At 64.5% G+C, this 12,486-nt stretch carries 8 protein-coding genes; 7 read left to right on the top strand and 1 reads right to left on the bottom strand.

The window, feature by feature from the left end; all coding sequences use genetic code 11:
- Positions 1 to 115: 115 nt before the first annotated feature.
- Positions 116 to 745, bottom strand: a complete 630-nt coding sequence (locus GMST_RS06715) for a hypothetical protein (RefSeq protein WP_183353868.1) — start codon at positions 743 to 745, stop codon at positions 116 to 118.
- Between the two features lie 527 nt (positions 746 to 1,272).
- On the opposite strand from GMST_RS06715, the gene GMST_RS06710 reads away from it, so the two are divergent.
- From GMST_RS06710 to GMST_RS06680, 7 genes are all read left to right on the top strand, one after another.
- Positions 1,273 to 3,006, top strand: coding sequence for a transporter substrate-binding domain-containing protein (locus GMST_RS06710; RefSeq protein ID WP_183353867.1), 1,734 nt, complete (start codon positions 1,273 to 1,275; stop codon positions 3,004 to 3,006).
- Between the two features lie 5 nt (positions 3,007 to 3,011).
- The gene (locus GMST_RS06705; RefSeq protein WP_183354132.1) at positions 3,012 to 4,442 is read left to right on the top strand and encodes a sigma-54-dependent transcriptional regulator; all 1,431 of its coding nucleotides are present in this window, start codon (positions 3,012 to 3,014) and stop codon (positions 4,440 to 4,442) included.
- 715 nt (positions 4,443 to 5,157) lie between these two features.
- Positions 5,158 to 6,459, top strand: a complete 1,302-nt coding sequence (locus GMST_RS06700) for a dicarboxylate/amino acid:cation symporter (protein ID WP_183353866.1) — start codon at positions 5,158 to 5,160, stop codon at positions 6,457 to 6,459.
- 212 nt (positions 6,460 to 6,671) lie between these two features.
- A complete protein-coding gene (locus GMST_RS06695) occupies positions 6,672 to 9,011 on the top strand; it encodes an ATP-dependent helicase (RefSeq protein WP_183353865.1) in 2,340 nt (779 codons plus the stop codon).
- Positions 9,012 to 9,209: 198 nt separating this feature from the next.
- Positions 9,210 to 9,932 carry a glycine zipper family protein gene (locus GMST_RS06690; RefSeq protein ID WP_183353864.1) on the top strand — a complete coding sequence of 241 codons (723 nt, stop codon included), beginning with the start codon at positions 9,210 to 9,212 and terminating at the stop codon, positions 9,930 to 9,932.
- A 436-nt stretch (positions 9,933 to 10,368) separates the two neighbouring features.
- Positions 10,369 to 11,379: a 4-hydroxythreonine-4-phosphate dehydrogenase PdxA gene (pdxA, locus tag GMST_RS06685; protein ID WP_183353863.1), complete on the top strand. Its 1,011-nt coding sequence runs from the start codon at positions 10,369 to 10,371 to the stop codon at positions 11,377 to 11,379.
- A gap of 106 nt (positions 11,380 to 11,485) precedes the next feature.
- Positions 11,486 to 12,460, top strand: a complete 975-nt coding sequence (locus GMST_RS06680) for a transglycosylase domain-containing protein (protein WP_183353862.1) — start codon at positions 11,486 to 11,488, stop codon at positions 12,458 to 12,460.
- Positions 12,461 to 12,486 lie beyond the last annotated feature (26 nt).

Below are 12,486 nucleotides of genomic sequence, written 5' to 3'. Positions count from 1 at the left end.
GAGGGTGAATGAGGTGCGGTGGGGGCGGCGTGCAGTTTTCAATCTGCGCGTGGCAGGGATGCGGGAGAGTTGCCTTGAGGGGCACCTGAAAGCGGCGGGGGAGAGGGAAGCCGGTTTACCCGGCGACAGCGGCCGGTGCGGCCTCGGGCGAGCGCGCTCCGAAATTCCAGCGGTAGAAATAGCCGAAGCCGCCCGGGTACATGGTCTGACCGTAGCGTTGCCCCAGGCTGAAGGAGTGGTAAACCTTGGCCGGGACGTGCAGGTTGACCTCGCGCCCCTCGTACACGACGTGGAGGTAGTGCCGCGGGGTGAGAGAACTTGTAGCGTCTGTCTTCGCGATCACCGGCCCCGATACGTAGACCGGACGGTAACTGCCGGTGAGCGCATTGGCGAGGTCGAAGTAGCCAACCGAGGCGTAACCGAGCAGCACCCCGACCAGCACCGAGACGACCACGGTGCCGAGCTTCCCGGCGAGATGCCTGCTGAGCGGCTTGACCCGACAGGCGACCAGACAGCAGGCCAGGCTGGCAAGAGGGGCAATCCAGAAGAGCGCGGTCTGGGTCGCCCACTCGCTCAAGGCCCCTTCCGAGCTGAGGAAAAACGGTGCCAATGCCGGCAGGAGCAGGGGGATCATGACCCGCGCCAGCAGCCCGGCAAGATCGTGGTTGGTCGCAGTCTTGCTCTCCAGCCGGGACCAGAGCGCCGACCATTGCCACTTATGTTTCCGTTCAGCTATCACGAGCATCTGTCTCTCTTCACCTCGCCAGAGCAAACCACGGAACGGTTTCCTCCCAGATAGCGAACCACGTACCAGCGGTTTCCTGCCACGGCCACCACTTGCTAACCAAAAACCGTGCCCAGCGGACCAATTCGCTAACCATACGGAATCACACAGAACGGGAAACCCTGACCGTTTTTTCCGTCTTCCCTGATGTGAAAATGTTTACCCGTCGCCACGGGGATAGCGCGCTTTTCCTTTGCACTGCAGGCTGTTACAGGAAAAAGCAAAATTATTCACATGTGAATTTTTTTGCTATTCATAGCCGTGTCGACTATCTCTGAAGAGGAGATACCTCACTCACAGCGAATATATTAGCTTTCGTTAATCTTAATAACAGCCTTCGTCATCTGTCAACCATACGGCCGCAACAGCTTTCTCCGGAAAGAAGACTCACTGAAGCGGGTTTCTTGACCATTGAGAGACTCCTGGAGTATCCTTGCCAAAGCCGAATTGCCGTTTTTTGACAGATCTCACCAACACGAGTTATTTTGATGCTGCCTTCCCGAGACAATCTTCCCCGCCTCCTCACGGCGCGCATCCGCTTCGCCCTGGGCAGCCTCGTCGCCCTTGTCGCGCTTCTTGCTGTTCTGCCGGCTGGCGCGCAAGCTGCCGAAAGCGCTGCCGGTTCCTCCAGAAAAACAGTAATCATCGGCGGCGACCAGAACTTTCCCCCCTACGAGTTCCTGGACCAAAACGGTAAGCCGAGCGGCTTCAACGTGGAACTCTCCCAGGCCATCGCCGAGGTGATGGGGTTCAAGGTCGAGTTCCGCTTGGGCAACTGGAACGACGCCCGCAGCGGCCTTTTGGACGGGAGCGTCGACGTCCTGCAGGGGCTCACCTACTCCGAGGCGCGCTCCAAGGATTTCGACTTTTCGCCGCCGCACAACATCGTCAACACCTCGGTTTTCGCCAGGCGCGGCGCCGCTCCCATCACGAACCTCGAGGAGCTGCGCGGTAAGGAAGTGGTCGTGCAAAAGGGCGGCAGCATGCACGACTACCTTTTGGTGCACAAGATCGGCGCGAAGCTCATCCTGGTGGACACGCACGCCGCGGCGCTCAGGCTGCTCGCCTCGGGGCAACACGACTACGCGCTGGTGGGTAACCTTCCCGGGCTCTACCTGGGGAAGGAGCTGGGACTCTCCAACATCGTCCCGGTGGGAGGGCCGTTCGGCTCCGGCTACTACGGTTACGCGGTGAAGAAGGGAAACGCCGAGATGATCTCCCGCTTCAGCGAGGGGCTCGCCATCCTGAAGAACACCGGGCGCTACCAAAAGATCTACGACAAATGGCTGGGCGTTTTGGACCCGCAGCCGCTCCCCTTCAAAAAGCTCGCGAAGTACGCGGCCATCGTGGTCGTACCGCTCTTCCTCGTCCTGGTGGTCACCGTGGTCTGGTCGCGCACCCTGCAAAAAAGGATCGCGCAGCACACCGCCGAGCTGCAAAAGCGCCAGCAGCAGCTGATCCAGGCCGACAAGATGGCCTCCTTGGGGATCCTGGTCTCCGGGGTGGCGCACGAGATCAACAACCCGACCGGCCTCATCCTCTTCAACCTCCCGGTCCTGAAGAAGACCTTCCAGGTGGCCCAGGAGAGCCTCGAGGACCGCTTCCAGGACTCGGGCGACTTCATGGTGGGGGGGCTGCGCTACTCGCAGCTGCGCGATGAGGCGCCGCGCATGTTTGACGAGATGCACGAAGGGGCCCGCCGCATCAAGCGGATCGTGGACGACCTGAAGGATTTCGCCCGCAAGGACGATTCGGCGCTGGACGAGTCGGTCGACCTGAACGCGGTCGTTGCCGCCTCGGTGCGCCTGGTGGAGAACTCGATCAAGAAGGCGACGCGCCGCTTTACCCTGGACTGCACGCCGGAGCTGCCGCGGGTGAAGGGGAACACGCAGCGCATCGAGCAGGTGGTGGTGAACCTGATACTCAACGCCTGCCAGGCCCTGCCGGACCCGGAGAAGGGGATCGAGGTCGCCACCTCGCTGGGCCCGCGCGGCGACGAGGTCGTGGTGACGGTGCACGACGAGGGGGTGGGGATCCCCCGCGAGCACCTCTCGCACCTGACCGATCCCTTTTTCACCACCAAGCGCGACTCGGGCGGCACCGGCCTGGGGCTCTCCGTCTCGGCGGGTATCGTGAAAGATCACCAGGGGCGGCTGGAATTCCGCTCGGAACCCGGCGCGGGGACCACCGTCGTGGTGGCCCTCCCGGCACAAGGAGCCTGATGCGCATGATCGAGAACCTCTACCCATCCTTTGCAGTGCTGCTGGTCGACGACGAAGAGGCCTGGCTCAGAAGCCTCAGCATGACCCTCGGGCTCTCCGGCGGCATCAACAACGTGCAGCGCTGCAGCGACAGCCGGCAGGTCATGGGGATCCTGGAGCGCGGCGAGATCGGGCTGGTGCTTTTGGACCTGAACATGCCGAACCTCTCCGGAGAGGAGCTCTTGAGCCAGATCGTGGAGCAGTACCCGGAGATCCCGGTGATCGTCATCTCGGGGCTGAACCAGGTGGAGACCGCGGTTGAGTGCATGAAGCGCGGCGGCTTCGACTTCTTCGTGAAGACGGTGGAGGAGGAGCGGCTGGTGCAGGGGGTGCAGCGGGCCATCCGGATGATCGAGCTGCAGCGCGAGAACCGCGAGATCCAATCGCGCTTTCTGTCGGACCGCCTGGACCACCCCGAGGTCTTCGCGGATATCGTGACCGTCGACCCGGCGATGCGCTCCATCTTCCGCTATATCGAGGCGGTGTCGAAGAGCAGCCAGCCGGTGTTGATCACCGGGGAGAGCGGCGTCGGGAAGGAGCTGGTGGCGCGCACCATCCACCGCCTGAGCCGGCATCGCGAGAAGATGGTCTCCATCAACGTGGCGGGCCTGGACGACAACGTGTTCAGCGACACCCTGTTCGGACACACCCGGGGCGCCTTCACCGGCGCGGACCTCCCCCGGCGCGGCATGATCGAGCTCGCGGCGGACGGGACGCTCTTCCTCGACGAGATCGGCGACCTCTCGATCCCCTCACAGGTGAAACTCCTGCGCCTGTTGCAAGAGGGCGAGTACTTCCCGCTGGGGAGCGATCTCCCCAAAAGGATGAACGCCCGCGTGGTGGTGGCGACCCACCGCGACCTGGCGGGGAAGCAGGCGGGCGGGCAGTTCCGCCGGGACCTCTACTACCGCCTCTGCGCGCACCACGTGCACATCCCCCCCTTGCGGGAGCGCCCGGCGGACGTCCCGGTTCTTTTGGAGCACTTCCTGGAGCAGGCGGCTAACGAGCTCGGGAAGAAGAAGCCCACGGTCCCCAAGGAGCTTCCGGTGCTTTTGGCGAACTACCCCTTCCCCGGGAACGTGCGCGAGCTCCGTTCCATGGTGTACGACGCGATGACCCTGCACGAAAGCCGGATGCTCTCCATGGACAGCTTCAAGCGCGCCATGGACAAGCAGGGGTTCCGCCCCCCCGAGCGGGTGAGCCCCGCCGGTGCCGGCGTCTTCGTCCCCAGCGAGCCGCTCCCCCCGCTGCACGAGATCATCGACCTCTTGGTACTGGAGGCCCTGCAGCGTGCCGGCGGCAACCAGTCGATCGCCGCGCGCCTGATCGGCGTCTCCCAGCCCGCCTTGAGCAAAAGGCTCAAGAAGCTGGGGAGCCGGGAGGACGCCGGGGAGTGATGGGGCCGCGGTGCGTCTGTGGCTCGCCCTCTCCCCTCTGAAAAAGGTCAATCTTCCGGGAACGTCGTCCATTAGGTCCCCTCTCCCCTTGCGGAGGGACAGGGTGAGGGGGAAGGCGCCACCTCGGCGCAGCTGGCAGCTTCACCCACCCCCCGGCCCCCTCCCGTCAAGGGAGGGGGGATGTGTGGTTCCCGGAATCCCGCGATGAACCGTTGAAAAAGGGGGGAGCGTGGGGTCGACACCTAGCCTGTCCCTTGCCCTCGCCCGAACTCTTATAACCCGCCCGACCTCTATAACCTCCTGCAACCCAACCCAACCATCCGTTATTGCTCTACTTACCGCCCCACCCGCCCCCATTTGCGCCTCCAGGTTATACCCCTTCGCGGGGTGCCGATCCGGCCCAAATGCCCCCTTTCTTTGTCCTTACAATTACTTAGCTGTAGCCTTGCCGCTTGGCACCCTGCTTGCTGAACGTGCGGGGTCATCTGCAGTATTCCCCATAATGCTGTAGTACCGGAAGAACTGTGGAAGCGGCGGCGCCCCGCGGGGGACTAGTCGCTTCCACAGGGGCGCCACCAGGAACCGGCCCGGCCGACCAGCCGTCCAGCGAGCCAGGGTTTTTACCCGCGCTGCCCACACTCGAATTCACCATGCCGGCAGCTGTCCACCCGGCCCCTTTTATGTCACCCCACGGAGAAGAAGGAGAGGATCACTGATGAAAACGAACAAGCTCACACTGTGTATCATGGCCGGGATGCTGCTCGGTATCGGGGTTGGCTATGCCTGCAATGTCAACGCGCCCAGTCCCGACGCCGCCAAGGAGATCGCCGGCTATTTCTCGATCCTCACCGATATCTTCCTGAGGCTGATCAAGATGATCATCGGCCCGCTGGTCTTCGCCACCCTGGTGGCAGGCATCGCCGGCATGGGTGATTCCAAGGCCGTCGGCCGCATCGGCATGAAGGCGATGCTCTGGTTCATCTGCGCCTCGCTCGCTTCGCTGTTCATCGGGATGTTCTTCGTCGATATCCTGCAGCCGGGTCACGCCATGAACCTGACCCTGCCGGCAGCCGGCGCCGCCACCAACCTGAAGACCTCCTCGTTGAACCTGAAGGACTTCATCACCCATGTCTTCCCGAAGAGCTTCTTCGACGCCATGGCGCAGAACGAGATCCTGCAGATCCTGGTGTTCTCGGTGTTCTTCGGCTTCGCCATCGGGTCCCTGAAAGAAGGCAAAGGTGCCAAGACCATCCTGAAGTTCGTGGACGAGCTCGGGCACGTGATGCTGCGGGTGACCGACTACGTGATGTGGTTTGCACCGGTGGGGGTTTTCGCCGCCATCGCCTCGGTCATCACCGTGCAGGGCCTGGGCGTCCTGCTCACCTACGGCAAGTTCATCACCGGTTTCTACGTGGCGCTCGCCGCCCTCTGGACCTTGCTCTTCATCGGCGGCTTCGTGGTGCTGCGCGGCCGGATCTTCGGCCTCTTGAAGATGATCCAGGAGCCGATGCTGCTCGCCTTCTCCACTGCGAGCTCCGAGGCTGCCTATCCTAAGACCCTCGAGCAGTTGAAGAAGTTCGGCGTCTCCGACAAGATCTCCGGCTTCGTGCTCCCCCTTGGCTACTCCTTCAACCTGGACGGCTCCATGATCTACCAGGCCTTCGCTATCATCTTCGTGGCCCAGGCCTTCAACATCGAACTCTCCATCTCCAAGCAGATCACCATCCTCCTGGTCCTCATGATCACCAGCAAGGGGATGGCCGGCGTGGCCCGCGCCTCGCTGGTCGTCGTTGCCGCGACGCTCCCGATGTTCAACCTCCCCGAGGCGGGGCTCTTGCTCATCATGGGGATCGACCAGTTCCTCGACATGGGGCGCACCGCGACCAACGTGATCGGCAACTCCATCGCGACCGCCGTGGTAGCCAAGTGGGAAGGTGGCCTGGCCGAGGCCGGCGCCGAGGAGGCCGACGAGCTCGAGGAAGACGATGACCTGCTGCCGGTAGCCGCGGCAGAGTAAGGCTTACACGAAGATAACGACCTCTTGAAATGCAATAAGGGGAATGCCGACACCAGACCGGCATTCCCCTTTTTTTGTTCCCCGGAGGTCCCGGAAGCTGAGGGGTGCGCCCCGTACGCCTTTCCCGGCATTCCTTTTGACCTGAACCTGCCGAGGTGGTATAAATGGGGGCCGCACTTCCTGCACCCAACCCCGTCCAACCGAAGGATCCCATGAACCTGCTCCACAACCTCAATCCGCCCCAAAAAGAAGCGGTGCTGCACGGCGACGGCCCGATGCTGGTCCTGGCCGGCGCCGGTTCCGGCAAGACCCGCGTCATCGTGCACCGCATCGCCTACCTGATCCGCGAGCGCGGCGTCCCCGCCTGGCAGATCCTGGCCGTCACCTTCACCAACAAGGCGGCCGGCGAGATGCGCGAGCGCGTAGAGCAGGTCCTGGGGAGCGGCGAGCTCCCCTTCATCTCGACCTTCCACTCCTCGTGCGCCCGTTTTCTGCGCCAGGATATCCACCACCTGGGGTACGACCGCAAGTTCGCCATCTACGACGACAAGGACTGCGAGCGGCTTTTGAAGGAGTGCGCCGCAACGCTCAACCTGGACGAGAAGCGCTACCCGGTGAAGAGCCTCTCCAGCGCCATCGACGAGTTCAAAAACGCCGGGCTCACCCCCGACGAGGTCTCCACCGGCACCCCCTGGGAGGCCACCCTGGCCCGGGTCTACGCCCTGTACCAGGAGCGCCTCAAGCGCTGCAACGCCCTTGATTTCGGGGACCTCCTGCTGGTCACCGTGCGGCTTTTCACCGAGCACCCGGTGGTGCTGGAGAAGTACCGCGAGCGCTACCGCTACCTTTTGGTCGACGAGTACCAGGACACCAACGCCGTGCAGTACCGGCTGATCCAGCTTTTGGCGGGGGAGCGCCAGAACCTCTGCGTGGTGGGGGACGACGACCAGTCCATCTACGGCTGGCGCGGGGCCGACATCCGCAACATCCTCGAGTTCGAAAAGGACTTCCCCAACGTCAAGGTGGTGAAGCTGGAGCAGAACTACCGCTCGTCGAAGACGATCCTGGAGGCCGCCTGGAGCGTGGTGGAAAAGAACCGGGGGCGCAAACCGAAGAAGCTCTGGACCGACAACGCCGCCGGCGAGAGCATCGTGTACCGCACCCTCCCCAACGAGTGGGAGGAGGCGCGCCTGGTCTGCCGCGAGACCGAGCGCTACCTCTCGCGCGGCGGCGCGCTTTCCGGCGTCGCGGTCTTCTACCGCACCAACGCCCAGTCCCGCGTCATCGAGGACGCCCTGGTCTCCTCCGGCATCGCCTACCACATGGTGGGCGGCGTGCGCTTCTACGCCCGCCTGGAGGTTAAGGACATCCTCGCCTACCTGAAGGTGCTCGACAACCCCTCCGACGACGTGGCGCTGAAGCGGATCATCAACACCCCGCCGCGCGGCATCGGCAACGCAACGGTGCAGCGCATCTCCGATCTCGCCCACGAGAAGGGGCTCTCCTTCTACCGCGCCATGCTGGAGTCGGTGGAGGGGACGCTGCTCGCGACCGGCGCGCGCGGCAAGGTGAAGGCCTTCGTGGACGAGCTGCGCCGCTACCGCGGGCTCGCCGACACGCTGCCGCTCGCCGAGCTGGCGGCGGCGGTGATGCAGGATTCCGGCTACCTCCTGCGCCTTAAGGAGGCCAAGACCGAGGAGTCCCAGGACCGCCTGGCCAACCTCCAGGAGCTCGTCACCGCCATGCAGGTCTTCGAGCAGGGCGAGGGTGAGAAGGGGGTGGCGGCCTTCCTCGAGCAGGTCGCGCTGGTCTCGGACCTCGAGGAGGAGGGAGAGGCCAAGAAGTCCTCGGTGACCCTGATGACCCTGCACTCCGCCAAGGGTCTCGAGTTCCCGGTAGTCTTCATGATCGGCATGGAGGAGCGGCTCTTCCCGCACGTGCGCGCCCTGGAGGACCCGGTGCAGATGGAGGAGGAGCGCCGCCTGTGCTACGTCGGGATGACCCGCGCCAAGGAGCGCCTCTTCCTTTTGAACGTGAAAAGGCGCCACATCTTCGGGCAGGAGCAGGCCAACCCGCCGGCGCGCTTCATCCGCGACATCCCCGCCGAGCTGCTCGATACCGGCGACCTCTTCGGGGTCCCGGCGCAGGGGAGCGGCTACGGTTCGGGTCTCGGGGGGGGCTACGGCAGCGGCTACGGCTCGGGGTACGGCCAGCGCGGCGGCTTTGAGCCGGTGGGCGGGTACCATGCCGACGAGGAGGAGTACCGGCGTCCCGAGGCCCCGGCCGCGAGCCAGCCGAGCTACGCCCAGCCGATCCACAACCTGGCCTCGATCTTCGAGGAGGAGCTGGAGCCCGAGTTCAACGAGGTGCGCCAGGTTCCCGAGGACGAGGGCGACGGAGTGCGCCTGGGGATGCGAGTGCGCCATCCGCAGTTCGGCTCCGGGGTGATCAGGAAGATCGAGGGTGAGGGGGACAGCCAGAAGGTCATCGTGCAGTTCGCCGTCGGCTACAAGAAGCTCCTGGTGCGCTTTGCCGGCCTTGAGAGGGACTAGCCTTGAGAGGGACTAGCCTTGAGAGGGACTCGAAAGTGTGTATAGTAAAGCCGGTTCTAGGTTCTAGGTTCTATGTTCTACGTTCTAGGTTAAGCCCTAGGACCCGAACTGGAACGTGAACCGACCTGGCCTTGGACTTGGACTTGAGCTTGGAACCTAGAACTTAGAACGTAGAACCTGATTTTTATGGAGGTAGCCATGAAACAGGTAGCATCGTTGCTGGTTCTCCTGATCGCGCTTTCCGGTTGCACCTCGCACAAGAGCCAGTACCAGCCGTTCCGCCCGCCGGAGGGGTACGCGAACCACCGCGAGGTGGCAGGCGTCGCCGTGGGGGGCGAGGCCTACGCCGACAAGAAGCACGCGAAGCAGGCCTTCGGATTCGACATCAGAGGCGCTGGGCTTTTGCCGGTGCAGCTCGTGCTGGACAACAAGAGTGGCTACGAGCTGGAGATCAGCACGAGCCAGACCTTCCTGGTGGACGCCGCCGGCAACTACTGGCCGGTGGTCCCCAACACGGTCGCCTTCGACAGGCTGGAGCAGTCCACCCAGTTCGCCTCCTTCTTCGGCAAGGGGACCGGCAAAGGGGCTCTCATCGGCGCCGCCGCCGGGGGTATCCTGGCCACCGCCCTGGGGATCGTATCGGGCGGTAACGTAGCCGCCTACCTGGGCAAGGGGGCCGCGGTGGGTGCGGCCGGCGGGGCCGTCATCGGCGGGACCTCCGAGGGGAGCTCGCGGGAGCGCGAGTACCGGATCTCCCAGGACCTGCGGGAAAAAGGGCTGGAAGCGAAGGCGATCCCCGACAAGCACCTGGCCAACGGTTTCCTCTTCTTCCCCGGCGAGGCGAAGAGCGCCCGGGAGCTCAGACTGCAGTGGCGCGAGCGGGAAACCGGCAAGGAGTACCGCACGCTTTTGCCGCTGTGAAAACCCATTGACGGTTGACGATTGGACAGCGAGTTCCGGCCCTGGTGGCTGCGGCACCTGTCGTTGCGGCTGGGCCGTTGGAAGTTGGGTTGTAGGGCCTTGGTTGGCGGGTTCGCCGCTGGCTTTTCGCGGTCGCTGGCAGCGTGCTTGTTTGATCGTGCCGTATTTGATATGTTGCTATGCCTGCCTGAAGCCGGACCGTCGCCTACCAAGTACGCGTGTATCTCTTTGGAAGGGGCCTCGAGGCCCCTTTTTTCGTGATGGGTCCTAGCGAGGATCTCAGGTCCCCCCTCCCTCGACGGGAGGGGGATAGGGGGTGGGTGAAGCTGCCAGCTGCGCTAAAGTGGCACCTTCCCCCTCACCCTGCCCCTCTCCCGCAAGAGGAGAGGTGACCCAGGCCAAACCCTCGGGGAAAAACAGTTTTCGTGGAGCTGACATGGAAAGACCGTTGATCGCCGTAACCATGGGGGACCCAAGCGGGGTCGGACCGGAAATCATCGTGCAGGCGCTCGCCGACCCGGAACTGAACCGGCTCTGCCGCCCGCTGGTACTGGGGGACCGCGGCGCACTGGAGCGCGCGCTCGCCATCACGAAGCTGCCGCTTACCCTCGAAACGGTACAGGAGACCGGGCCGCTCAGGCGCGAGCCGGGGGTCGTCTACCTGCGCGAGCTGACCCGCCTCGCCTCCGAGGAGATGACCTTCGGCAGCCCCAGCGCCGCCGGCGGCGACGCGGCCTACCGCTACATCTGCGAGGCGGCGCAGCTCTGCCTTTCCGGCGCGGCGAAGGCGATGGCTACCGCACCGATCAACAAGGAGGCGCTGAACCGGGCCGGGCACCACTTCCCGGGGCACACCGAGCTCTTGGCGCAGCTCACGGGCACCGACCAGGTGGTCATGATGCTGGCCGGCGAGCGCCTTCGGGTGACCCTGGTCACCATCCACGAGGCGCTGGCGCAGGTCCCCGCGCTGGTGACCCGCGAGCGGGTGCTCGAGACTATCCGCATCACCGACCGCGCCCTGGCGCGCTATTTCTGTCCTGCCCCGCGCCTGGCGGTACTCGCTCTCAACCCGCACTGCGGCGAGGGGGGGCTCTTCGGCGACGAGGAGCGCACCGTGATCGCGCCGGCCATCGCTGCCGCCCGTGCCGAGGGGATCGACGCGGTCGGCCCCCTGTCCGCCGACACCCTGTTCCACTTCGCGGTCTCCGGCGGCTACGACGCCGTGGTCTGCATGTACCACGATCAGGGGCTCATCCCCCTGAAACTTCTGCACTTCGACGACGGGGTCAACGTGACCTTGGGGCTCCCCATCATCAGAACCTCGGTGGACCACGGCACCGCCTACGACCTGGCCGGCACCGGCAAGGCCTCGGCGCAGAGCATGAAGGCCGCCCTGGTCATGGCCGCCCAGATGGCCGCCATGGGCGCGGCCCCGGCCCGGGGGTAGCACCCCACGGCTTTACTCATCGGTCGGATCGGTTCGGTCGGTCTGATGACGAATCACCGGCAGCGCGCCTCGAGCGTGCACCAGCTCACACGAAAGGGTAAACCACGTGAAAAAGTACCTCCTCTGGGGCGCCCTGGCGCTCGTCGCCTACCTCGCCTACGTTGCCGTGTCGCTCTACCTGCTCCCCCCGGTAGCCGAGCTGAGAAACCGCAAGACCAACGTCACCATCCAGGTCAAGGACTGGCAGGGTGACTACCACCCCTTCGTGGTCGGGCCGGCCAACCGCTACTGGACGCCGTCTCCCAGCATCCCCTCGGAGATGAAGTGGGCGGTGATCCTCGCCGAGGACGCGAGCTTCTACAAGCACGAGGGGATCGACGTGAAGGCGATCAAGAACGCCATCAAGTACGACCTGGAGAAGAAGAGCCTGGCCCGCGGCGCCTCCACCATCACGCAGCAGGTGGCGAAGAACCTCTACCTCTCCCGCGAGAAGACGCTCACCCGCAAGGTGAAAGAGGTCTACCTCGCCAAAAGAATGGAGCAGGAGCTCTCCAAGGGGCGCATCATCGAGCTCTACCTGAACGTGATCGAACTGGGCCCCATGGTCTACGGCATCGGCCACGGCTCCCGCTACTACTTCGGCAAACACCCCTCGGCGCTCACCCCGCGCGAATGCGCCTTCCTGGCCGCCATGCTCCCCGGGCCGCGGGTCGCCTACAACCCGTACAAGAACCTGGACCGGGTGCTGCAGCGCTCCAACATGATCCTGCGGCTTCTGGCCAACAAGGGGGTGCTCTCCCAGGCCGAGTACCAGACGGCCCTGGCCGAGATGCCCAACGTCGGACGCCTGCAGAAGAAGGTGGACCAGAGCATCCAGCAGGCTGCGGTGCTCAATAACGTGAGCAGCGCGCGCACCGCCCCCGGTGCGGCTCCCGGCGAGCCCCCCGCCGAGGCACCGGCCCCGACGGAAAACGCCAATCCGGCACCGCCCCCCTCCGAAGCCCCTAAGGGGTCTGAAACCCCCGCCGCCGGAGGCGCTCCTACGCCTGTCGCTCCCCCTCCGACAGGAGCTAACCCTTAGATCTACCTAACAAACTCTCCCTCAAG

The organism is Geomonas silvestris (genome assembly GCF_014193515.1).
Classification (GTDB): domain Bacteria; phylum Desulfobacterota; class Desulfuromonadia; order Geobacterales; family Geobacteraceae; genus Geomonas; species Geomonas silvestris.
This window is presented reverse-complemented; position numbering and strand designations above follow the sequence as displayed.